Source organism: Methylobacterium sp. J-118, from assembly GCF_057836565.1.
The window spans coordinates 5,751,473-5,774,109 of sequence record NZ_JBYQFA010000001.1 but is presented as its reverse complement, the minus strand read 5'-3'; the positions used below and the strand labels follow the sequence as shown (position 1 = coordinate 5,774,109).

Genomic DNA, 22,637 nt, shown 5'->3' with positions numbered 1-22,637 from the left:
GCGTCGCCGCTACCGCACCACGCCCTTCGCGTTGAGCGCCGCCCACGCCTCCGCCGGGTCGTCCAGGCATTCCGCCAGGATCTCCGCACTCGAATCCCCCAGGCTCGGCGGCATCCGGCGGACCGGCAGCCGCCGCCCATCGAGGCGGTAGGGCGGGGCGATCACGTGCGCGTTCCCGGAGCCCTCGACCACGAGCCCGGCCTCCCGGGCCCTGTCGCAGGTCAGCGCCTCGCGCAGGCCCATCACCTCGCCGCAGGGGATGCCCGCCGCCCGCAGCCGGGCGATCAGCGGCGCGCGTTCCCACGTGGCGAGTTCGGCCTCCAGGATCGGGATGAAGGCGGCGCGGTTCTTCGAGCGGTCGAGATTGGTGGCGAAGCGCGGATCGGCGACGAGGTCCGGCCGCGCCAGAACCTGCTCGCAGAAGCGGCGGTACTGGGCGTTGTTGCCCACCGTGATCACCACCGGCCCGTCCCCGGCCTCGAATACCCCGTAGGGCACGATCGACAGATGGGCGTTGCCGTAGCGGGGCGGGTCGATGCCCCGGGCGAGCGCCTCCAGCCCGTAATAGGAGGTCAGGGCCACGCCGCAATCGAACAGGGCCAGGTCGATGGTCCGGCCGCGCCCGGTCCGCTCCCGCTGGAACAGAGCCGCGAGCACGGCCTGGGCGGCGTATTGCCCGGTGAACAGGTCGACCGCCGCGACCCCGAACTTCAGGGGCGGCCCCCCGGCCTCGCCGTTGAGTGCCATCACGCCCGATTCGCCCTGCACCACGAGGTCGTAGCCGGGCCGGCCCGCCTCGGAGCCGGCCGGGCTGTAGCCGGCGATCGAGCAGTAGATCAGGCCGGGATTCTCGGACGCGAGCGCCGCGTAGCCGAGGCCGAGCTTCTCGGCCCCGCCGGTCTTGAAGTTCTGGACCAGCACGTCGCTGTCGCGGGCCAGCGCCCTGACGATCGCCAGCCCCTCCGGCGTGGCGAGGTCGACGCCGATCGAGCGCTTGTTGCGGTTCACGCTGTCGAAATACGAGGTGTTGCCGGGGGTCGTGGTCACCCCCCAGTCGCGGGTGTCGTCGCCGCGCTCCGGATGCTCGACCTTGATCACGTCGGCCCCGAGGTCGCCGAGCACCTGCGCGCACCACGGCCCCGCCAGGACCCGGGACAGGTCGAGGACCCGGATCCCGGCGAGCGGGAGGTCGTGAGCCGGATCAGCATCCATCGGAGGGCTCCTCGGTGCGGGGGTCGCGCATCATGAATGTTCCGGATCCAAAAGGTCTTCGACCCTTTGCGGGTGCAGGGTGGAACCCTGCTGCCGGTCTTCGACCGGTGTCGGGCTCCGCCCCGACGCCCCGCCAAAGGGCTCGCCCTTTGGGAACCAGCTCGTCATCAGCTAGGCGCCCATCACGCCGTCAAGGCTGCGCACGGCCGCGATCAGTTTCGGACGCGCCACCTCCATGAGGAAGCGCGGGTCGGTGATGACCGTCGGGGCGCCGCAATTGACCGACATCGGCGGCAGGCCGCCGCCGGGATGGAACCCCACCGCGATGGCGCAGACCGTCTCCTGCCATTCGCCGAACGAGGTGCAGCAGCCGATCTCCCGGTGCTCGGCCACCGCCCGGTCGAGGCCGGCGCGGAGGGCGGGCCACGCCACCGGGTCGAGGGCCTTCAGGTCCTCGTAGATGCCCACGCGCTCGCGGTCCGGGCAGATCGCCACGTAGGCCCGGCCCATGGCGCTGCGGGCGAGCGAGATGCGCGAGCCGGTATCGAGGTTGAGGGAGATCGCCGCCGGGCCGCGCTGGCAGTCGACGTAGCGCATGCTCAGCCGGTCGCGGACCCCGAGCCCCACCGAGGCATTGGCCGCCTCCGCCACCGCCCGCAGGACCGGCCGGGCGATGCCGCGCACGTCGAGCCCACCCAGCGCCGCCGAACTGAGGGCGATGGTCGCGGTGCCGAGCCGGTAGCGGCCGAGCTCAGGCATGTGCTGGAGATAGCCGAGTCTGGTCAGGGTGTAGGTGAGCCGCGACACGGTGGAGCGCGGCAGCCCGCAGGCCTCGGCGATGTCGTGGTTGGCGAGACTCGTCCGCCCCGGGCCGAAGCAGGCCAGCACCGCCAGCCCCCGGGCCAGCGCCGTGACGAAGTGGCGGTCCTCCTTCGCCCCCTCGGCACCCGGCCCGGCCGGATCGGGCAGCACCGCCCCCTCCGCACTCATCGGCGCAGGAACGCCGCGAAGGCCGCCTGCGCCTCCGGGCTCCGGCGGAGCGCGTGGAACACCTGCGCCTCCTCGGCCAGCGCGCGGGCGACGCTGTCGTCGTGGCCCCGGCGCAGGGCCCGCTTGGTCGCGGTGATCGAGGCCGGGGGCAGGGCGGCGAGCGACCGGGCTCTCGCCATCGCGGTATCGAGCGCCGCCCCCTCGGGCACCGCGGCGTTGACGAGACCGGCCGACACCGCGTCCTGCGCCGTGAAGGGCTCGCCGAGCAGGAGCAGTTCGGCCGCGCGCTTCGTGCCCGCAGCGAGGGGCAGCAAGTAGCTCGACCCGCCCTCCGGACTGAGGCCCAGAGCCGTGAACGGCAGCCGGAACCGGGCGCCGGCCCCGGCATAGGCGAGGTCGCAATGCAGCAGCAGGGTCGTGCCGATGCCGACCGCGTGCCCCTCGACGGCCGCGAGCACCGGTTTCGGGCAGGCGCGCAGGGCCTTGAGGAAGGTCAGGCCGGGGCTGTCGCCGGCGGTCTCGACGTCCTGGAAATCCCTCAGGTCGTTGCCGGCAGTGAAGCAGCCGCCCGCGCCGGTGAGCACCACGGCGCGCACGGCCTCTTCGCGTCCCGCCGCGTCGAGGGCGGCGGTCAGGCCGGCATAGGCCGCCCGGTCGAGGGCGTTGCGCCGTTCCGGACGGTCGAGGGTGACCAGCCGGATCCCGGGCTCCGGATCGGCGACGCGGACGCTCACGGGACGGCCGCGCCGGCGTAGTCCCCGGAGAGGCCCGCGAGGCCGGCCCGGGCCGCCGCGTAGTCCCGGGCGAGCCGGGCCACGAGGTCGGCGGTGGCCGGCGCATCCGCGATGGTGCCGACCCCCTGGCCGGCGCCCCAGACGTCCCGCCACGCCTTCACGCTGCCGCTGCCGAAATCCATCGCGGTCTTGTCGCGCACCGGCAGCGCCTCGGGATCGAGCCCGGCGGCGCGGATGCTCGGCGTCAGGTAATTGCCCGGCACGCCGGTGAAGTACGGGGTGTAGACGATGTCGGCGGCCGCGCTGCCGGCGATCATGTCCTTGTAGGCCGGAACCGCGTTCGCCTCCCGGGTGGCGATGAAGCGGGTGCCCATATAGGCGAGGTCGGCGCCCATGGCCTGGGCGGCCAGGATCGCCGCGCCCGAGGTGATCGCCCCCGACAGGATCAGCGGCCCGTCGTAGAAGCGCCGGATCTCGCCCACGAGGGCGAAGGGGCTGAGCGTGCCGGCGTGTCCCCCGGCGCCGGCGCAGACCAGGATCAGCCCGTCGACCCCGGCCTCCAGGGCCTTCTCGGCGTGCCGGACGGTGGTGACGTCGTGGAACACCACGCCGCCATAGGCATGGACCGGGCGGATCACCGCGTCCGGCGCCCGCAGGGAGGTGATGATGATCGGCACCCGGTGCCGGACGCAGGCCTCAACGTCCTGCGCGAGGCGGTCGTTCGAGGCGTGAACGATCTGGTTCACCGCGAAGGGCGCGATCCTTTTCGCGGGGTCCGCCGCCCGGGCTTCGGCGAGGGTGCGGGTGATCCGCGTCAGCCATTCGTCCAGCAGGTCGGCGGGCCGGGCGTTCAGAGCCGGAAACGACCCGACCACGCCGGACAGGCACTGGGCGATGACCAGGTCCGGCCCGGAGACAATGAACATCGGCGCGCAGATCACCGGCAGGGCGAGCCGGCCGCGCAGCATCTCCGGCAGGCGGGCCCCGGAGACCTGTTCGGGACCGTCGCTCACCGCCCGCACTCCGCCGCCCCACAGGCGCCTCCGGGCCGCTCGCCCCGCTCGATGCCGCGCACCGCGATCCTCCCCGTGATTCCCGCGATCCGCCCGCGACCCCAGCAGCGGTCGTGGCCGAGTCCCAGCCCGCCCAGAGCCGTTTTGATGGCATGGTCCCCCGGCGGCGGTCAAACGGCAGCCCGAGCGCGCTTCTGCAATGCGGAACAGCGGCAGTCGCAGTGTCGGCAGCCGGGATCCATTCTTGACGCGGGCCCTCGCTCGGACCAACATTCCGCGAAATTGCAGACGATCATTCTGCATCGCAGAACGACAGGGAGGCTCGGGTTGGTTCGTCAGGAGGTCGATGGCGGCGTGGCCGTGCTCACGCTTGCCAATCCGCCGGTCAACGCGCTCGGCGCCGCGTTGCGGGCGGCTCTGGACGCGGCCATGGGCCAAGCCATCGCGGACGATTCGGTCCGGGCGATCGTGCTGGCGGCCGCGGGCAAGGTCTTCGTGGGCGGCGCCGACATCACCGAGTTCGGCAAGCCGCCGCAGGCGCCGAGCCTGCCCGACATCCTAGACCGGCTCGATGCCAGCCCGAAGCCCGTGGTGGCGGCGATCGGCGGCGCGGCGCTGGGCGGCGGCCTGGAGCTGGCGATGGCCTGCCACGGCCGCCTCGCGGCGCCCGCCGCCACGCTCGGCCTGCCGGAGATCAAGCTCGGGATCATCCCGGGGGCCGGGGGCACGCAGCGCCTGCCCCGCCTGATCGGGCCCGACGCCGCCTTCCCGATGATGCTCACCGGCGCGCCGGTCTCGGCCGAGAAAGCGGCCGCGCTCGGCATCGTCGATGCCGTGGTGCTCGGCGACCTCGTGGCGGCGGCCCGGACCCGCGCCCTGGAGATCGCGGATTCGGGCCGGCTTCCGCGGGTGCGCGACCGGTCGGACAAGCTCACGCCGGAAGCGCGCGAAAAATTCGACGCCCAGGCCGCCGAGGCGGTCAAGCGCGATCCCGACGCCACCAACGTCCACGCCCTGGCCCGGGCCGTGCGTGCCGGCCTGGAGCAGGGTTTCGACGCCGCCGTAGCGGCCGAGCGGGCCGAGTTCCGGGCCCTGGTGGAGGATCCGCGCTCCAAGGCCCTGCGCTACGCCTTCTTCGCCGAGCGCGAGGCGGCCCGGGTTCCGGGACTGGCGAAGGACACGCCCCGCCGTCCGATCCACACGGCCGCTGTGATCGGCGCGGGCACGATGGGCGGCGGCATCGCCATGTGCTGCGCCAATGCCGGCATCCCCGTCACCGTGATCGAGACCGAGGCCGGCGCCCTGGAGCGCGGCCTCGACCGGGTGAAGGACCTCTATGCCGGCTCGGCCAAGCGCGGCTCGATCACCGAGGCCCAGCGGGAGGAGCGGGTCGGCCGGATCACCGGCGCGGTCGGCCTGGAACACGCGGGCGAGGCCGACATCGTCATCGAGGCGGCCTTCGAGGATATGGGCGTCAAGCGCGCGATCTTTTCGAAGCTCGACGGCATCGCCAAGCCTGGGGCGATCCTGGCGACCAACACCTCCTACCTCGACGTGAACGCCATCGCGGCGATGACCGGCCGGCCGCAGGACGTGCTCGGCCTGCACTTCTTCAGCCCGGCCAACGTGATGCGCCTCGTGGAGGTGGTCCGCGCCGAGAGGACCGCCCCGGAGGTGCTCGCCACCGCCGTCGACCTGGGCAAGCGCCTCAACAAGCTGCCGGTGACGGTGGGCGTCTGCTTCGGCTTCGTCGGCAACCGCATGCTGGAGCGCCGCAGCCGCGCGGGCGAACGCCTGCTGCTGGAGGGCGCGCTGCCCCACGCGGTCGACGCGGCGGTCACCGGTTTCGGCTTCCGGATGGGCCCCTTCGCCATGGGCGACCTCGCCGGCCTCGATATCGGCTGGCGCTCGCGCAAGGATTTCGGCGGCCGGGCGCCGATCGCCGACTCCCTCGCCGAGCAGGGGCGCTACGGCCAGAAGACCGGCCGCGGCTTCTACCTCTACCCGGACGGCGCCCGCACCGGCACCCGCGATCCCGAGGTGGACGCGCTCATCGAGAAGACCGCCGCCGAGCACGGCATCGCGCGCCGCAGCTTTGATTCGGAAGAAATCGTGGCGCGGCTGATGTACCCGATGGTCAACGAGGGCGCGCGGATCCTGGAGGAGGGCATCGCGGCCCGGCCCGGCGACATCGATACGATCTGGATCAACGGCTACAACTGGCCGGCCTGGCGCGGCGGCCCGATGCACTGGGCCGACACGGTCGGGCTCAAGACCGTCGCCGGGGCGCTGTCCCGATTCGCGGCCGAGACCGGTGACGACAGCCAGGAGCCGGCCCCGCTGCTGCGGAGGCTGGCGGACGCTGGCGGCCGCTTCGCCGACTGGAAGGCGACGGCCTGATGGCCTGTCGGGCCGCGTCCCGGTTTCGAAAGGTCCGGGACCTTTCGCGGGTGCAGGGCAGCGCCCTGCTGGCGGCCGAGGCCGCATCCGACGGGGCGTCGCCCCGACACCCCACCAAAGGGCGTGACGCCCTTTGGAAACCCCGGAGGACCCCGGCATGACCGACGCGGTGATCGTCGCGACCGCCCGCACGCCGATCGGCAAAGCGCATCGCGGCGCGCTGAACCTCACCCGCGGCGCCGACCTCGCCGCCCACGCCATCCGCGGCGCCCTGGACCGGGCGCGGCTGGAGCCGGAGGCGGTCGAGGAGGTGGTGCTGGGCTGCGGCTATCCGGAGAACGCCACCGGCGGCAACGTCGCCCGGCACGCCGCCCTGGTGGCGGAAATTCCGGTGGACTCGGCCGGTGTCACGGTCTCGCGCTTCTGCGCCTCGGGGCTGGAGGCGATCGCCAGCGCCGCCCGCCGGATCATCCTCGACGGCGTGCCGGTGGCGGTGGCCGGCGGCGTCGAGTCGATCAGCCTCGTCCAGCCGAAGGTCCAGCGGGACTTGACCCGCAATGCCTGGCTGGAGGCGCACCTGCCGGCGATCTACATGCCGATGATCGAGACCGCCGACATCGTGGCGCAGCGCTATGGGATATCCCGGGAGGCGCAGGATGCCTTCGCGCTTGAGAGCCAGCGCCGCACCGCGGACGCCCAGGCACGCGGGCTGTTCGACGACGAGATCGTGCCGATGTCCGCCGTGATGGCGGTGACCGACAAGGCCACCGGCGAGACCCGGGAGATCGAGACCCGGCTCGCCAAGGACGAGGGCAACCGGCCGGATACGACGCTCGAGGGCTTGGCCAAGCTCAAGCCTGTGCGCGGGGAGGGCGCCTTCGTCACGGCGGGCAATGCCAGCCAGCTCTCGGACGGCGCCTCGGCCAGCGTGCTGATGTCGGCCGCGGAGGCCGCACGGCGGGGACTGACCCCGCTCGGCACCTTCCGGGGCTTCGCGTCGGCGGGCTGCGGGCCGGACGAGATGGGCATCGGCCCGGTCTTCGCGGTGCCGCGGCTCCTGGAGCGGCAGGGCCTCAGCGTCGATGACATCGACCTGTGGGAGCTGAACGAGGCCTTCGCGTCGCAGTCAGTCTATTGCCGCGACCGGCTCGGCATCGACCCGGACAAGGTCAACGTCAACGGCGGGGCCATCGCGGTCGGCCACCCGTTCGGCATGTCGGGGGCGCGGCTCGTGGGCCACGCCCTGCTGGAGGGTCGCCGCCGCGGGGCGCGCTACGCCGTGGTCACCATGTGCGTCGCCGGCGGCCAGGGCTGCGCCGGCCTGTTCGAGATCGGAGGCTGACCATGGATCTCCGCTTCACGCCGGACGAACTCGCGTTCCGCGACGAGGTCCGGACCTTCTGCCGCGAAGAAATCCCGGCGGACATTCGAAAAAAGGTCTCGGAGGGCCGCAGCCTCACCAAGGACGATTACGTCACGAGCCAGCGGATCCTCAACGCCAAGGGCTGGGCGGTGCCGCATTGGCCGCAGGAATGGGGCGGCCGGGATTGGACCTCGATCCAGCGATACATTTATACGGAAGAACTGTTCCAGGCGGCGGTGCCGCTGCCGCAGCAGTTCAACTGCTACATGTTCGGGCCCGTGCTGGCGACCTTCGGTCAGGACGACCAGAAGGCGCGCTTCCTCCCCCGGGCGGCCAACCTCGACGATTGGTGGTGCCAGGGTTTCTCCGAGCCCGGCGCCGGCTCGGATCTGGCCTCGCTGAAGACCAAGGCCGTGCGCGACGGCGACCACTACGTCGTCGACGGCCAGAAGACCTGGACCACGCTGGGCCAGCACGCCGACTGGATTTTCTGTCTGGTCCGCACCGATTTCGAGGCCAAGAAGCAGCGCGGCATCTCTTTTCTTCTGATCGACATGACGACCCCCGGCATCACCGTGCGCCCGATCCTGACCCTGGAGGGCCGGCACGAGGTCAACGAGGTTTTCTTCGACGCCGTCCGGGTGCCCGTGGAGAACCTCGTGGGCGAGGAGAACCGGGGCTGGGATTACGCGAAATTCCTGCTCGCCAACGAGCGCACCGGCATCGCCCGGATCGGGCTCACCAAGGAGCGGATCGCCCGGATCAAGCGGCTCGCCCGGGAGATGCCGGCCGGGCCCGGCACGATGTGGGACGATCCCGCCTTCCGCGCCCGGGTCGCCGAGGTCGAGGTCGAGCTGAAGGCGCTCGAGATCACCCAGATGCGGGTGGCGGCCAAGCAGGGCCGGGCGGATTCGGTGGAGCCCGATCCGGCCTCCTCGCTCCTCAAGATCCGCGGCTCGCAGCTCCAGCAGGCGGCGACCGAATTGCTGGTCGAACTCGCCGGGCCGTTCGCGCTCGCAGCCCCGGCGCGGGGGGCGGGGGCCAACAACCTGCCCGGCGGCTTCGACTGGGTCGATGCCGCGGCGCCGAGCTACTTCAACAACCGCAAGGTCTCGATCTACGGCGGCTCGAACGAGATCCAGCACAACGTCATCGCCAAGGGCATTCTGGGGTTGTGAGCGGCGGGCCCATCCCATCCACACCCTCATCCTGAGGTGCCCGCATCAGCGGGCCTCGAAGGAGGGCTCCAGCCAGCCGTGCGATCCCTGGAGGGCTCCTTCGAGGCGGCTGCGCCGCACCTCAGGATGAGGGTGTGAGTGGGATGAGCGCCGCCGCCGCGACCATCCGCGAGGGAACACCATGGATTTCGACCTGAACGAGGACCAGTCGCTCCTGCGCGACAGCGTCGAGCGGCTCTGTGCCGACCTCTACCCGTCGCTGGAGAGCCGGCAGGCGCGGCTGAAGGCGGCGCTGGGATTCCCCGCGGAGGGCTGGGCGGCCTTCGCCGAGCTCGGCGTCGCCGGCCTGCCCTTCGCCGAGGAGGAGGGCGGGCTCGGCGGTGGGCCGGTGGAGACCATGCTGGTGATGGAGGCGGTGGGTCGAAACCTGGTGGTCGAGCCGCTGCTGGCGAGCCTCGTCCTTGGCTCGACGGCCCTGCGGCTCGGCGGCAGCCCGGCGCAGAAAGAGCGCCTCGTCCCGGGCCTCGTCGCCGGCGACCTGCGCCTCACCCTGGCCCATACCGAGCGCCAGTCCCGCTACGACCTCTCCGACGTGGCGACGACGGCCCGGCGCTCCGGGGACGGTTTCGTCCTGAGCGGCGCCAAGAGCGTCGTGCCCAATGCCGACGCGGCGGGCCTGATGGTCGTGTCGGCACGGGTCTCCGGGGAGCGGCGCGACCCGCACGGGATCGGCCTGTTCCTCGTGCCGGCCGATGCAGCGGGGGTGGCGATCGAAGCCTATCCGACCCAGGACGGCGGCCGAGCCGCCGAGGTGTCCTTCTCGGACGTGGCGCTCCCAGGCGACGCGGCGCTCGGCGACCCCGAGGGCGGCCTGCCGCTCCTGGAGCGGGTGGTGGAGCACGGCATCGCGGCGCTGGCCGCCGAGGCGGTCGGCTCCATGGACGCGCTCCACAGGCTGACCGTGGACTACCTCAAGACCCGCAAGCAGTTCGGCGTCAGCGTCGGCTCGTTCCAGGCCCTGCAGCACCGGGCCGTGGACATGCTGATCCAGCTGGAACAGGCCCGCTCGATGGCGCTCTACGCCGCCATGATGGTCGACACGCCTGACGCCGCGCCGCGGGCCGCGGCCCTCTCCGCCGTGAAGGTCCAGATCAACAAGGCCTGCCGCTATGTCGGCCAGGAGGCGGTGCAGCTCCACGGCGGCATCGGCATGACCCTTGAATATATCGGCGCCCACCACTTCAAGCGGCTCGCCATGATCGAGTACCAGCTCGGCGACACCGCCCACCACCTTCGGCAGATCACGCAGGGTGAGAACGGACTGCTGGCGGCGTGATCCAAGCGAATAAGGGTTTCCAAAGGGCGAGCCCTTTGGTGGGGCGTCGGGGTGAAACCCCGATGAACAGGTCTCCGACCCCCGGAAGGGGGCCGGAGACCTGTTTTGCAAGGCTCTGCCCTGCACCCGCCAAAGGACTCGTCCTTTGGGATTCCGTTTTCGGATCGTCGCGCGATCAGTTGAACAGCGAGCCGACCCCGCCCTGCACCCGGCCGAGGCCGGCGCGCGCCACGGCGTTGTTCGGGTCGATCGCCGAAGCGCGCTGGTAGTTCTCCATCGCCTCCTTGCGCTGGCCCGACTTCTCGTAGGCCAGGCCCCGATAGGCCCAGGACGTGGCGTCCTTGTTGTTGACGTTGAGCGCCGCGTTGTAGTCCTCGATCGCCTTCGGATACTGGTTGGTGGCGATCAGGCTCTGGCCGCGGGCCGCGTAGGGGGCGGACTTGAACGGGTCGCGGTCGATGGCGGCGTCAAAATCGGCGATCGCCTGGGTCTCCTGACCCTGCTTCTGCCGCACGAGGCCGCGGGCGTGGTACGCCTCGGCCGATTCGGGCATCAGCCGGATCGCGACGTTGAGGTCGGACAGCGCGGCGTCGAGATTGCCCTGGGCGCGCTCGACATTGGCGCGGCCGATATAGGCCGGGCCGTAATTCGGATCGATGCCGATCGCCTTGCTGAAATCCTGCAGCGCGGGTCCATCGCGGCCGATCTGGCGGCTGGCGAGCGCCCGGTTGTTGTAGGCGGAGGCCGAGTTCGGGTCGATCTGGATCGCCTTGGTGAAGTCGGCGATGGCGTCGTTGAACTGGCCGGCCCGGGCATAGGCGGCGCCGCGGGTGTTGTAGGCGGCGGCGTCGTTCGGGTTGCGCTGCACGACCTCGGTCAGCGACGCGATGTTCACGGTGGTGGCGCCCGTGGTGTCCGTCTCCAGCACCGCGTATTGGCGCGGGCCGGCGGCGCTGCCGACGGTCTCGCAGCCGGCCAGAGCCGCGGCCGAAACCAGGACCGCACCGATCAGTACCGTCTTCCGTGCCCGCCCGTTGCGTACGATCATCGCCCCACTCTCCCCGAGGCGCGGCGCGCATCCCGCGCGCCCGCCCCGCCCCTCGCCGTTCAAGTGCCCGCGCCGCGCGCCGGGCCCACCCCATCCGGGGCACCGTCGCGCATCACGGTGAAGGCCGGCTTAAGAAGCGCCGCGGGCTGACACGACCCGTCGCCCGTCCTGGGAGGACACGGGCGGCGCAGGTGAATCGCACGACGGCATCGGGCACCGGCCACGGCATCGTGGAAGCGGCGGGATGTGGCGAAGGTATGACCCGGCGGCGTCCCGGCGGGGCCTCGGGGTCGTTGCCCGTCACGCGGCGGCGCGGGTGTGCCCTCGAAGCCTCAGGAACCGGCCGGATCGGACCCCAGCCGGGTGACGTGCCCCATCTTGCGTCCGGGCCGGGCCTCGCCCTTGCCGTAGAGGTGCAGGTGGGCGCCGGGCTCGGCGAGCAGCGCGGCCCAGTCGTCGGCCTGGTCGCCGATCAGGTTGCGCATCTCCACCGGCAGCCCGCCGACCCGGGCCGGGTCGCCGAGCGGCCAGCCGCAGACCGCCCGGACGTGCTGGGCGAATTGCGAGGTCCGCGCCCCCTCGATGGTCCAGTGCCCGGAATTGTGGACCCGGGGGGCGATCTCGTTGACCACGAGGCGCTCCGCCCCGTCCTCCCGGACGAGGAACATCTCCACGGCGAGCACGCCGACATAGTCGAGCGCGTCCGCGATGCGCTTCGCGATGTCGAGGGCGGCGCGGCCGGTCTCGGCCGTCAGGCCGGGGGCGGGCACCCGGGTCAGCGCCAGGATGTGGTCGCGGTGCTCGTTCTCGCACAGGTCGAAGGCCGCGAAGCTGCCGTCGCGCGCGCGGGCACCGACCACCGAGACCTCGCGCTCGAACGCGACGAAGCCCTCCAGGATCAGCGGCGCGCCGCCGAACTCGGCGAACAGCGCGTTGCGGTCGCCCTCGGAGCGCGCGCGCAGGATGCGCTGGCCCTTGCCGTCGTAGCCGAAGCGGCGGGTCTTGAGCACCGCCGGCAGGCCGATGGCCTCGATCGCCCGGTCGAGGTCGTCGGGCGCGTCCACCGCCCGGAACGGGGCCGTCGGGATGCCGAGGCCGTTGATGAAGTCCTTCTCGGACAGGCGGTCCTGCGTGGTGGCGAGCGCCCTTGCGTTCGGGTGCAGGGCAGCGTGCCGGGCCAGGATGTCGGCGGTGGCGTGGGGGATGTTCTCGAACTCGTAGGTGACGACGTCGACACTCGCCGCGAAGGCCGCCAGCGCCTGCGGATCGTCGTAGGCCGCACAGGTTGTGAAGGCGGCGACGTCGAAGGCGGGGCTGTCCTGGTCGGGGGCGTAGACGTGCACCTTGAGCCCGTAATTGGCCGCCGCGAGCGCGATCATGCGCCCGAGCTGCCCGCCGCCGACGATGCCGAGGGTGGAGCCGGGGCCGAGGGTCTGGTCCGTCACGATTGCGCTTCCGTCTCCGGCCGCTCGGCCACCGATGCGGTTTGGGCCGCACGCCATGCCTCGAGGCGCTCCGCCAGATCGGGATCGGCGAGCGCCAGAACCGATACGGCCAGCAGGGCCGCGTTGACCGACCCGGCCCGGCCGATCGCCAGGGTCCCCACCGGGATGCCGGCCGGCATCTGGACGATGGAGAGCAGGCTGTCCTGCCCGGACAGCGCCTTGGATTCCACCGGCACGCCGAAGACCGGCAGGCGGGTCATGGAAGCCGCCATGCCGGGCAGATGCGCGGCGCCGCCCGCGCCCGCGATCACGACCTTGAACCCCTCTGCCACGGCGCCCTTGGCGAAGGCCACGAGGCGGTCGGGGGTGCGGTGGGCCGACACGATCCGCGCGTCGTAGGGCACGCCCAGCGCGTCGAGCGTCTCGGCGGCGTGCCGCATGGTCGCCCAGTCGGACTGGCTGCCCATGATGATCGCGACCGGAGGCGACGCCATCGTTGATCCCGGCAAAAGAGGGCGCTTACAGGCGGCGCGGGCCCGCGGCAAGGCGCGGCCCGGCGGCGTCCACCGGCATCAGGCGATGATGTCCGGGGTGATCATATCCTCGATGTGGAAGATCCGGTCGCGCAGGGTGAGCTTGCGCTTCTTCAGGCGCTGGATCTGGAGCTGGTCCCCGGCGACGCTGTGCTCCAGCGCCTCGATGGCGCTGTCGAGGTCCCGGTGCTCCTCGCGCAACCGGGCCAGCTCGACCTCGAGGTCCGGCTGCGCGCTCTCACCCGACTCTGCCGCCATCGTCACCCGCGGACCCGTAAACCGTTCATCACCCCAGAGCATGCGTCACGCCCTTCCGCGGGACAAGCCGGACCGGCAAGCATTCACCAAGCTTGACCAGAGAAAACGCTTCAACAGGTGCGGCATCCTGTGTCAGTCTCGGCATGTCGAAACGATGACAGGAGATTCGACTCATGTCGCTGCAGACGCATCTGAGCCAACTCGCCCGGAAGCACGAAGCCCTCGAGCGCGAGATTCAGGAAGCGATCCACAGGCCTTCGGCAAACGACCTCCGCATTGCCGAGCTCAAGCGACGGAAACTCCTCCTCAAGGACGAGATCAACAGGCTGCAATCGGGCAGCGGCACGCTGCACTGAAGCGCTGATCCGTCCACCCGGACTGTAAACTCAAACACCACGGACGCCGCCGCATCGGGAGCCCCGGTGCGGCGGTTTTCCTGTGATGCGCGCTGAGCCGCTGCAGCCCGTCTCGACGGAGAGCCAGGGGCCATCGCGCGATCGTCAGGGTTGGGACCGAACCGGCCTCGCGCCCGCGCAGGAATGATCTACTCTGCGCCGACCGCCGGAGAGCGGCGGTGGGGGAACGCCGAGACGATGACGACCGCCAGCCTGCCGGGCCGCTATCCCGGGATCTACGAATCGGCCAGCCGCGATCCGGAGGCGTTCTGGCTCGACGCGGCCCGGGCGCTCGCCTGGTCGCGGGCGCCGAGCCGAGCCTTCGCGGCGGAGTCCGGCCCCTACGGCCGCTGGTTCCCGGACGGGATGCTCAACGCCTGCCACAACGCGGTGGACCGCCACGTCGAGGGCGGCCGGGCGGACCAGGTGGCGATCCGCTACGATTCCCCCGTCACCGGCACCAAGCGCAGCATCACCTACCGGGCGTTGCACGACGCCGTGGCGGCGCTGGCCGCCGTGCTGGCCGGGCTCGGCGTCGGCAAGGGCGACCGGGTCATCCTCTACATGCCGATGGTGCCCGAGGCGCTGTTCGGCATGCTGGCCTGCGCGCGGCTCGGCGCGGTCCACTCGGTGGTGTTCGGCGGCTTCGCGGCGAACGAACTGGCGGTGCGGATCGAGGACGCGGCGCCCAAGGTCGTGCTGGCCGCCTCCTGCGGGATCGAGCCGAACCGGGTGGTCGCCTACAAGCCGCTCCTCGACGCGGCCATCGCCGCCTCCAGCCACAAGCCGGATGCCTGCCTGATCCTGCAGCGCCCGCAGAGCCCCGCGACGCTGGTGCCGGGGCGGGACCGCGACTGGGCCGAGGCGGTGGCGGCCGCCCAGGCGGCGGGGGAGCGGGCGGATTGCGTGCCGGTCGCCGCCACCGACCCGCTCTACATCCTCTACACCTCGGGCACGACGGGGAAGCCCAAGGGCGTGGTCCGCGACACCGGCGGCTATCTCGTGGCGCTCGCATGGTCGATGCCGAACCTCTACGGCGTCGCCCCCGGCGAGACCTATTTCTGCGCCTCCGACATCGGCTGGGTCGTCGGCCATTCCTACATCGTCTACGCGCCGCTGCTCCACGGCTGCACGACGGTGCTCTACGAGGGCAAGCCGGTGGGCACCCCCGATGCCGGGGCGTTCTGGCGGGTCGTCGCCGAGTACGGGGTCGTCTGCCTGTTCACAGCACCGACGGCATTGCGGGCGATCAAGAAGGAGGACTCTTCGGGCGCCCGGATCGTCGACTACGACCTCTCGGCCTTCCGCAGCCTGTTCCTGGCCGGCGAGCGGGCCGATCCGGATTCCGTCGCCTGGGCCGAGCGGATGCTGAACCGGCCGGTCATCGACCATTGGTGGCAGACCGAGACCGGCTGGCCCATCGCCGGCAACCCGCTGGGGCTCGGCCTGCTGCCGGTGAAGCACGGCAGCACCTGCGTGCCGATGCCCGGCTACACGGTCGCGGTGCTCGACGAGGGCGCCAAGCCGGTCCCGGCCGGCACGATGGGCACGATCGCGCTCCGCCTGCCCCTGCCCCCCGGCTGCCTGCCGACCCTCTGGGGTTCGGATGCGCGGATGCGGTCGAGCTACCTCGCCACCTTCCCGGGCTACTACGACACCTCGGATGCCGGGGTGATCGACGCGGACGGCTACATCACGGTGCTGGGACGGACCGACGACATCATCAACGTCGCGGGCCACCGCCTGTCCACCGGCGGCATGGAGGCGGTGCTGGCCGGCCATCGGGACGTGGCGGAATGCGCGGTCATCGGCATCCGCGACGCCCTGAAGGGCGAGGTGCCCTGCGGCTTCGTGGTGCTCAAGGCCGGCGTCGACCGACCGACCGAGGCGATCGAGCGGGAACTCGTCGCCAAGGTGCGCGACGAGATCGGCCCGGTGGCGGCGTTCAAGCTGGCGCTGACCGTGCCGCGGCTGCCAAAAACCCGCTCGGGCAAGATCCTGCGCGCCACCATGAAACGCATCGCCGATCACGAGCCCTGGACCATGCCGGCGACGATCGACGATTCCGCGGCCCTCGACGAGATCGGCGAGAGCCTGAAGGCGCGCGGGATCGGCGCCGACTGACCGCCGACGGACGCCGTCGCTCCGCCAGCCCTTGTAAGTACCACGCCCATAGCCATCTCTAGACCATCCAACCGGATGGCCTGGAGACTCCAACCCGATGAGCGAGCCGGTAAACGCGCCGCGCCCGAAGGTCCCGGACAGCGAGAAGATCACCGTCAATCTCGGCTTCGTCGATCTCGGGCGCGTCGACCTGATGGTCCGCGACGGGTTCTACGCCAACCGCGCCGATTTCATCCGCACCGCGGTGCGCAACCAGCTCGACCGCCAGAACGAGGCGGTCCGCCAATCCGTGGCCCGTCGCCAGCTCCGCCTGGGGGTGGCGCACTACACCCGGGCCGATCTGGAGGCGGCCCGGGATGCCGGGACGCCGCTGCACATCCAGGTCCTGGGCCTCGCCACCGTCGCGGGCGACGTCACCCCCGAACTGGCCCGCGCCGCCATCGCCGCCGTGGAGGTGCTCGGCGCCTTCCAGGCCAGCCCCGCCGTGAAGGCCGCCCTGGCCGACCGGATCACCTGACGCCCCCCGATGCACCGGTCCCAGAGACGGATGAACCGTCCGGCCGCGTCCGAACCGCTTCCCGAAGGATCGGCCCCATGTTCCGTTTTCCCAAACTCGACCTCTCCAAACGCGATCCGTCGAAGCTCGAAGGGCTAAATCCCGGCCGCTTCGGCTCCGGTGCCGACCCGACCGGCCGGTTCACCGACGCGATGGCCAAGCTCCGGCGCGAGCAGGCCGCGGCCTTCGCCCGGTGGAAACAGAGCTACGGGCAACCGGGCGATCGCCCCGCTCCGGCGGGCGGCGACAGCGCGATCATCGACATGGAGGCGCCCGCCGCCCCCGGCGGCGCCTGGAAGGCGCCCCGGCCGGACCGGACCGGCACGGCGGAGCCCGAAGCGGGTTCTAACGCGCGCCCCAAGGCGGGGCTCGACCTGTCGGCGATGATGCGCGGCCTGCGCGAGGGCCACCCGGCGGGAAGCGGGGGATCGCCGGCCCCGGTCCCGCCCGGCGCCCGGTTCGAGGAGCGGGTCTTCACGGGGGCCGCCGGCAGCCGGCGCTACAAGGTCTACGTCCCGAGCGGCCATGCCGGGCAAGCGCTACCCCTGGTGGTGATGCTGCACGGCTGCACCCAGAATCCGGATGATTTCGCCGCGGGCACGCAGATGAACGCCCTGGCCGAGGCGCAGGGGTTCCTGGTGGCGTATCCGGAGCAGTCGCAGGCCGCCAACATGCAGCGGTGCTGGAACTGGTACGCGGCCGGCGATCAGGCCCGCGCGGGCGGCGAGCCGGAACTCATCGCCGGCATCGCCCGGGCGGTGCTGGCGGAGTTCTCGGGCGATCCCACCAAGGTCTACGCGGCGGGACTCTCGGCCGGCGGCGCCGCGGCGGCGATCCTGGCGGCGACCTACCCGGACCTGTTCGCCGCCGTCGGCGTCCATTCCGGGCTGGCCTGCGGCGCCGCCCGGGACATGCCGACGGCCTTCGCGGCGATGAAGGGCAAGGCGGGGGTCACCGGGCGCAACAGTCAGGCGGTGCCGACCATCGTGTTCCACGGCGACGGCGACCGCACGGTGCACCCGGCCAACGGCGATCAGGTGATCGCCCAGGCCGGCGCGGCCCCGGGCCTCGCCGAGACGGTCAGCCGGGGCACGAGCCCGGGGGGCATCGCCTATACCTGCACGACCCGCAGCGATGCGGATGGACGTCCGGTCCAGGAATACTGGGTCCTGCACGGGGTCGGGCATGCCTGGTCGGGGGGCAGCCCGGCCGGCTCCTACACGGAGCCGCGGGGCCCGGACGCGAGCGGCGCGATGGTGCGCTTCTTCCTGTCCCACACACTCCAGCCGCGCCCCCGGACCTGAGGCCGGGCGGCGCGGCCGGAACGCCGACGTCCCTCAGTCGGCGTCGGCGTCGTCGTCCGGCGCGAGGCCGGGCTCGGCCTCCGGCATACCCCGGGACAGGACCGGCGCGTCGGCGCCGGGCCGCACCGTGGCGGCGAGGGCAGTCGGCGCGCGCTGCGGGCCGGGCTCGGACGGGATCAGGGTCGCGGTGGCCGCCACGAAGCCGGCCATCGCGCGCAGATCGTCGGTCTGGCGCGGATCGCGGGCGATCAGCGCGGCCTCGCGCTTGAGGCGGAGGTTGCAGGCCTGCGAGGGCATCCCGCCCTCCGGCGTGCAGGCGTCGTGGCGGGCGCAGGCGGCGTCGAGGGCGTCGATCGGCGGCAGCGGGGCGTTGTTGCCCGGACCGCAGTAATTGCCGTGGATCAGGATCTTGGGTCCGCCGAAGGCAGCGGGCTGGGCCTGGGACGGCGCCGCCAGGACGGCGCAGCCGGCGGAAAGAAGAAACGGGGCGGCGTGTTTTGCGAGCATCATCGGAACCTCGGGCGATCTCACCCCCTCAGGCGGTTCGCGTCGTGGTGACAACGTCAAAAACCGGTGGCCGCGCCGGCAGGTTCCCGGCACGCCGTCCCGATGACAGGCTCTTGAACGCCCCACGGCTGCGCGACGGCGCCGTCATGGCTGCCCTGCCGGAGCGCACTGGCCGGCGGGTCCGTCCTGCGCCAGATTGACACCACGCCTCCGGAGCCGACCATGACCGCCGCGACGACCGCCCGCCTGTTCGAGCCGCTGACGCTCGATGCGCTCACGCTCGAGAACCGCATCCTGATCGCGCCGATGTGCCAGTATTCGGCCCGGGACGGTGAGGCCACCGATTGGCACATGATGCATCTCGGCCATCTCGCCGCCTCGGGGGCGGGCCTGCTGACGCTGGAGGCCACCGCGATCTCCCCCGAGGCGCGGATCACCGCCTGGGATCTCGGCCTGTACTCGGACGGATGCGAGCGAGCGCTCGCCCGGGTGCTCGACGCTGTGCGCGAATACGCCCCGATCCCGATCTGCATCCAGATCGCCCATGCCGGCCGCAAGGCGTCGAGCGACGCCCCCTGGGCCGGCGGACAGCAGATCCCGCCGGAGCACCCCTACGGCTGGCGCACCGAGGCGCCCTCGCCGGTGGCGCACGGGGAGGGCGAGGTCCCGCCCCACGCCCTCGACGGCGCCGACCTCAAGCGTATCCGCGACCAGTTCGTGGCCACGGCCAAGCGCGCCGTGCGCCTCGGCATCGAAGCGGTGGAGCTGCACGGGGCCCACGGCTACCTGCTGCACCAGTTCCTGTCGCCGCTCGCCAACAAGCGCACCGACCAGTACGGCGGCAGCCTCGAGAACCGCATGCGTTTCCCCCTGGAGGTCTACGCCGCCGTGCGCGACGTCGTCCCGGCGGGCAGCCCCGTCTGGCTGCGCGTCTCGGCCACGGACTGGGTGGAGGACGGCTGGAACCTCGACGAGACCGTGGCGCTGGCCCAGGCCCTGAAGCGGGCCGGCTCGCCCGCGATCCACGTCTCCACCGGCGGCGTCTCGCCCAAGCAGGCGATCACCCTCGGGCCGGGCTACCAGGTGCCCTATGCCGAGCGGATCAAGGCCGAGACCGGTCTCATCACCATCGCGGTGGGGCTCATCACCGAAGCTCAGCAGGCGGAGGCGATCCTGCAGGAGGGCCGGGCGGACGCGATCTCGCTGGCCCGTGCCATGCTCTACGACCCGCGCTGGCCCTGGCACGCCGCCGCCGAACTCGGCGCCCGGGTGCGGGCGCCGAAGCAGTACTGGCGCTCGCAGCCGCGGGAGTACAAGGACCTGTTCACGGATACGGCCTTCGGGCAACGCTGAGCGTTCGTCTCAGCGGGCCATCGCCCCCACCAGCGGTCCCAGCGGCCGGCTGATGTCGGTGCGGCCGAGATTGGGCGCGTAGAGGCTCGACACCGAGCCGTCCAGGAACAGGGCGTTGCGGCAGCCGAGATCGTCCCGGAACAGCCGCGCGAAGGCCCCGAAGGTCACCGGCCGCTCGGAGATGGCGAAGATCGCCACGTGCCCGTCCTCAGCCATGCCGACGCCGTTGCGGATCTTCTGGCTCGGCCCGTCGACGGAGATCTTCGGGTGGATCTGGCCGTCGATCACCAGCATCGGGCCGGATTGCGTGGCGTAGTCCGGCCGGATCTTCGCCCGGAGATAATGGGCGGTGTCGAGCACCCCGGCCCGCTCGCCCTTCACCCAGAAGACGCCGTTGGGCTTGAGGTGGAAGTTGCCCGGACCGTCGGCGGTCGAGACGTGCTTCATCTCGTGCCCGCCCTCGACGTAGAGGCCCACCGGCGCTTGGTCCTTGTCGTACATGCCGGCATTCATCGCGAAGCTGAGGGGCTTGCCCTGCGCCGCGGCCAGCGTCCCGAGGGCCCCGTAGGGCCGCCCGTCCGCCTGCAGCCAGAACAGCTGCAGGCGCTGCCGCCGCAGATCGATCGTGCAGACCGTGAAGCTCTCGCCCTGGGCCTCCATCGCCCGGCAGGGCTCCGGGGCCGCCACGGCCCGGCCGGGTACGGCCAGGGCGAGGAGCATGATCAACAGGGCGTGAGCGGGGCGCATCGTCATCACTCGGTCCGTGCCGGCTTTTCAGGGGCTTGAGGGCGCTGGGGGCGCCTGTCACCCCGGAAAGCGGCGATTTTCGAGTCCGGAGCCGTGCCGGGGCTTGCCGGCCAGCGTCGGCAGGTCGCGGGCGCCGCCTGAACTGTTTCACGCCTTCCACGTTTCTTGCCCCAGAGGGCGGTTTTCGACGGAGATGACGTGATGAAGGGTGCAGTGCTCGGCTCGGCCCTGCTGGCAGCGGGTGCCTTGGCTCTCGCGCCGGCCAGCGCGGATGCCCGCGGCTTCGGCGGCGGCGGCTTCCATGGCGGCGGTTTCGGCGGCGGGTTCCACGGCGGCGGCTTCGGCGGCTTCCGGGGCGGCGGCTTCGGTGGCGGCTTCCGCGGCGCCGGCTTCCGCGGCGGATACGGCCGCGGCTTCTACGGCCGCGGCTACGGCTATCGCGGCGGCTATGGCTACGGCCTCGGCGGCCTGGGTCTCGGCGTCGGGCTCGGACTGGCGGCCGGCGGCCTCTACGGCGGCTACGGCTACCCGGGCTACGGCTACGGCGGCTATGGCGGCTACGGTTACGGCGGCGGCTACGCCCCGGTGGGCTACGGCTACGGCGGCGATTACGGCTACGGCGGCGGCGGCGGCTGCTACACGGTCCCGCGGGTGCGCTGGACCCCCTACGGCTACCGCCGGGTCCTGGTCGAGCGCTGCTACTGAGCCGCGTTTCGACAGCGAAAAGACTGGAGAGGCCGCCTTCGGGCGGCCTTTTCTTTGCTTGATCCCCCCGCGGCGTTGGACAGCTCCGTCCCGGACGCCGATACACGTATCGGGCGGCGGGAGAGGGCGGATGAGCATGGCAACCGGGCAGGGGCATTCGGGCGTGGACGCGGTCGAGATCCGCGACGCCAGCCTCATGGCCTTCTACCGCTCCATGACGCCGCCGGAGCGGCACACCTTCTGGGCGTGCGCCGCCGGGTGGTGCCTCGACGGCATGGACTTCATGATCTACCCGCTGGTGATCGGGACGATCATGGCCCTGTGGCACGTCGATTCCGGCACGGCCGGGCTCGCCGCCACGGTGACGCTGCTGGCCTCGGCGCTGGGCGGCTGGCTCGCGGGCTTCGTCGCCGACCGGATCGGCCGGGTGCTGACCCTGCAGATCACGATCCTGTGGTTCTCGGTCTTCTCCCTGCTCTGCGCCTTCGTACAGAATTTCGACCAGTTGCTCATCGCCCGGGCGATCCTGGGGCTGGGCTTCGGCGGCGAGTGGGCGGCCGGGGCCGTCCTGATCGGTGAGACGATCCGGGCCGAGTATCGCGGCCGCGCCGTCGGCTCCGTCCAGTCCGGCTGGGCGATCGGCTGGGGCCTCGCGGTCCTGTCGCAGGCGGTGCTGTTCTCGCTGCTGCCGCCCGAGACCGCGTGGCGCTGGATGTTCGGGGTCGGCGCACTGCCGGCGCTGCTGGTGTTCTACCTGCGCCGCTACGTCGAGGAGCCGCAGGTCGCCGCCGAGACCCGCGCCCGGGCGGCCGCCTCCGGCGACCGGCCGCAGATCTGGGAGATTTTTTCGGGGCCGATCCTCAAGACCACCCTGCTCGCCTCGCTCGCGGCGGCGGGCTGCCAGGGCGGCTACTACGCGATCACCACCTGGGTGCCGCGCTTCCTCACCACCGAGCGCCACCTCTCGATCGTCTCCTCCACCGGCTACCTCTCGGCGCTGATCGTCGGCTCGTTCACCGGCTACCTCGTCGGTGCGTGGCTCGCCGACCGCCTGGGGCGACGGCCGCTGTTCCTGATCTTCTCCGTCGGCGCCATCGCGGTGGTCGTCGCCTACACGCAGATCCCGCTCTCCAACGGTATGCTCTGGGTGCTGGGCTTCCCGCTGGGGTTCTTCGCCTCGGGCTATTTCTCCGGGATGGGCGCTTTCCTGACCGAACTCTACCCGACCCGCCTGCGCGGCTCGGGGCAGGGGTTCTGCTACAATTTCGGCCGGGGCGTCGGCGCCCTGTTCCCGGCGCTGGTCGGCTACCTGTCGGAGCGCGCCGGCCTCGCCTCGGCCATCGCGATCTTCGCGGCCATCGCCTACGGGGTGTTCTTCCTGGCGGCCTTCGCCCTGCCCGAGACCCGCGGCAAGGTCCTGCACGCGGATTCCTGAC

At 71.9% G+C, this 22,637-nt stretch carries 21 protein-coding genes; 11 read left to right on the top strand and 10 right to left on the bottom strand.

Annotation, left to right across the window (positions count from 1 at the left end):
* Positions 1-9 precede the first annotated feature (9 nt).
* The 4 genes from AC3IF3_RS28185 to AC3IF3_RS28170 all read right to left on the bottom strand — a co-directional run bounded on the left by AC3IF3_RS28185 (position 10) and on the right by AC3IF3_RS28170 (position 3,949).
* Entirely contained in the window at positions 10-1,212 is a 1,203-nt protein-coding gene (locus tag AC3IF3_RS28185) for a CaiB/BaiF CoA transferase family protein (RefSeq protein WP_489231169.1), read from the bottom strand.
* A gap of 171 nt (positions 1,213-1,383) precedes the next feature.
* Complete coding sequence (locus AC3IF3_RS28180) at positions 1,384-2,184, bottom strand: IclR family transcriptional regulator (RefSeq protein ID WP_243970730.1); 801 nt, start codon at positions 2,182-2,184, stop codon at positions 1,384-1,386.
* A gap of 14 nt (positions 2,185-2,198) precedes the next feature.
* Positions 2,199-2,936 (bottom strand): enoyl-CoA hydratase/isomerase family protein, encoded by a 738-nt coding sequence (locus tag AC3IF3_RS28175; RefSeq protein ID WP_489231168.1) that lies wholly within the window; start codon positions 2,934-2,936, stop codon positions 2,199-2,201.
* Complete coding sequence (locus tag AC3IF3_RS28170) at positions 2,933-3,949, bottom strand: NAD(P)H-dependent flavin oxidoreductase (RefSeq protein WP_489231167.1); 1,017 nt, start codon at positions 3,947-3,949, stop codon at positions 2,933-2,935. The genes AC3IF3_RS28175 and AC3IF3_RS28170 overlap by 4 nt, the downstream gene beginning before the upstream one ends.
* A 327-nt stretch (positions 3,950-4,276) precedes the next feature.
* Here AC3IF3_RS28170 and AC3IF3_RS28165 point away from each other — a divergent pair, with 327 nt between their 5' ends.
* The 4 genes from AC3IF3_RS28165 to AC3IF3_RS28150 all read left to right on the top strand — a co-directional run bounded on the left by AC3IF3_RS28165 (position 4,277) and on the right by AC3IF3_RS28150 (position 10,226).
* Positions 4,277-6,349 carry a 3-hydroxyacyl-CoA dehydrogenase NAD-binding domain-containing protein gene (locus AC3IF3_RS28165; RefSeq protein WP_489231166.1) on the top strand — a complete coding sequence of 691 codons (2,073 nt, stop codon included), beginning with the start codon at positions 4,277-4,279 and terminating at the stop codon, positions 6,347-6,349.
* A gap of 157 nt (positions 6,350-6,506) precedes the next feature.
* A complete protein-coding gene (locus AC3IF3_RS28160; RefSeq protein ID WP_489231165.1) occupies positions 6,507-7,691 on the top strand; it encodes an acetyl-CoA C-acyltransferase in 1,185 nt (394 codons plus the stop codon).
* Between the two features lie 2 nt (positions 7,692-7,693).
* Positions 7,694-8,890, top strand: coding sequence for an acyl-CoA dehydrogenase family protein (locus tag AC3IF3_RS28155; RefSeq protein ID WP_243970740.1), 1,197 nt, complete (start codon positions 7,694-7,696; stop codon positions 8,888-8,890).
* A gap of 181 nt (positions 8,891-9,071) precedes the next feature.
* Complete coding sequence (locus AC3IF3_RS28150; RefSeq protein WP_243970742.1) at positions 9,072-10,226, top strand: acyl-CoA dehydrogenase family protein; 1,155 nt, start codon at positions 9,072-9,074, stop codon at positions 10,224-10,226.
* Positions 10,227-10,401: 175 nt separating this feature from the next.
* On the opposite strand, the gene AC3IF3_RS28145 is transcribed toward AC3IF3_RS28150, so the two are convergent.
* From AC3IF3_RS28145 to AC3IF3_RS28130, 4 genes are all read right to left on the bottom strand, one after another.
* Positions 10,402-11,274 carry a tetratricopeptide repeat protein gene (locus tag AC3IF3_RS28145; protein ID WP_243970745.1) on the bottom strand — a complete coding sequence of 291 codons (873 nt, stop codon included), beginning with the start codon at positions 11,272-11,274 and terminating at the stop codon, positions 10,402-10,404.
* A gap of 332 nt (positions 11,275-11,606) precedes the next feature.
* Positions 11,607-12,719 (bottom strand): 5-(carboxyamino)imidazole ribonucleotide synthase, encoded by a 1,113-nt coding sequence (locus AC3IF3_RS28140; protein ID WP_489231164.1) that lies wholly within the window; start codon positions 12,717-12,719, stop codon positions 11,607-11,609.
* Entirely contained in the window at positions 12,716-13,213 is a 498-nt protein-coding gene (purE, locus tag AC3IF3_RS28135) for a 5-(carboxyamino)imidazole ribonucleotide mutase (protein WP_243970749.1), read from the bottom strand. Before purE ends, AC3IF3_RS28140 begins: the two co-directional genes overlap by 4 nt.
* Before the next feature lie 78 nt (positions 13,214-13,291).
* Positions 13,292-13,510 (bottom strand): YdcH family protein, encoded by a 219-nt coding sequence (locus tag AC3IF3_RS28130; protein WP_243970751.1) that lies wholly within the window; start codon positions 13,508-13,510, stop codon positions 13,292-13,294.
* A 173-nt stretch (positions 13,511-13,683) separates the two neighbouring features.
* Between AC3IF3_RS28130 and AC3IF3_RS28125 the strand changes: the two genes are divergently transcribed.
* The 4 genes from AC3IF3_RS28125 (at position 13,684) to AC3IF3_RS28110 (ending at position 17,889) form a co-directional block, all read left to right on the top strand.
* Positions 13,684-13,866: a YdcH family protein gene (locus tag AC3IF3_RS28125; protein WP_243970753.1), complete on the top strand. Its 183-nt coding sequence runs from the start codon at positions 13,684-13,686 to the stop codon at positions 13,864-13,866.
* Positions 13,867-14,103: 237 nt separating this feature from the next.
* Complete coding sequence (locus tag AC3IF3_RS28120) at positions 14,104-16,029, top strand: AMP-binding protein (protein WP_489231163.1); 1,926 nt, start codon at positions 14,104-14,106, stop codon at positions 16,027-16,029.
* Between the two features lie 97 nt (positions 16,030-16,126).
* Positions 16,127-16,546 (top strand): CopG family transcriptional regulator, encoded by a 420-nt coding sequence (locus AC3IF3_RS28115; protein ID WP_243970757.1) that lies wholly within the window; start codon positions 16,127-16,129, stop codon positions 16,544-16,546.
* Between the two features lie 77 nt (positions 16,547-16,623).
* A complete protein-coding gene (locus AC3IF3_RS28110; RefSeq protein ID WP_489231162.1) occupies positions 16,624-17,889 on the top strand; it encodes an extracellular catalytic domain type 1 short-chain-length polyhydroxyalkanoate depolymerase in 1,266 nt (421 codons plus the stop codon).
* A 33-nt stretch (positions 17,890-17,922) separates the two neighbouring features.
* Here AC3IF3_RS28110 and AC3IF3_RS28105 read toward each other — a convergent pair whose 3' ends face one another.
* Positions 17,923-18,399: a phospholipase A2 family protein gene (locus AC3IF3_RS28105; protein WP_489231161.1), complete on the bottom strand. Its 477-nt coding sequence runs from the start codon at positions 18,397-18,399 to the stop codon at positions 17,923-17,925.
* A 219-nt stretch (positions 18,400-18,618) separates the two neighbouring features.
* Between AC3IF3_RS28105 and AC3IF3_RS28100 the strand changes: the two genes are divergently transcribed.
* Positions 18,619-19,749, top strand: a complete 1,131-nt coding sequence (locus tag AC3IF3_RS28100; protein ID WP_243970762.1) for an NADH:flavin oxidoreductase/NADH oxidase — start codon at positions 18,619-18,621, stop codon at positions 19,747-19,749.
* 9 nt (positions 19,750-19,758) lie between these two features.
* On the opposite strand, the gene AC3IF3_RS28095 is transcribed toward AC3IF3_RS28100, so the two are convergent.
* A complete protein-coding gene (locus AC3IF3_RS28095) occupies positions 19,759-20,496 on the bottom strand; it encodes a phosphodiester glycosidase family protein (RefSeq protein ID WP_489231382.1) in 738 nt (245 codons plus the stop codon).
* Positions 20,497-20,697: 201 nt separating this feature from the next.
* Here AC3IF3_RS28095 and AC3IF3_RS28090 point away from each other — a divergent pair, with 201 nt between their 5' ends.
* The gene (locus AC3IF3_RS28090; protein WP_243970871.1) at positions 20,698-21,201 is read left to right on the top strand and encodes a hypothetical protein; all 504 of its coding nucleotides are present in this window, start codon (positions 20,698-20,700) and stop codon (positions 21,199-21,201) included.
* Positions 21,202-21,331: 130 nt separating this feature from the next.
* Complete coding sequence (locus tag AC3IF3_RS28085; protein ID WP_409564848.1) at positions 21,332-22,636, top strand: MFS transporter; 1,305 nt, start codon at positions 21,332-21,334, stop codon at positions 22,634-22,636.
* Position 22,637: the final 1 nt, after the last annotated feature.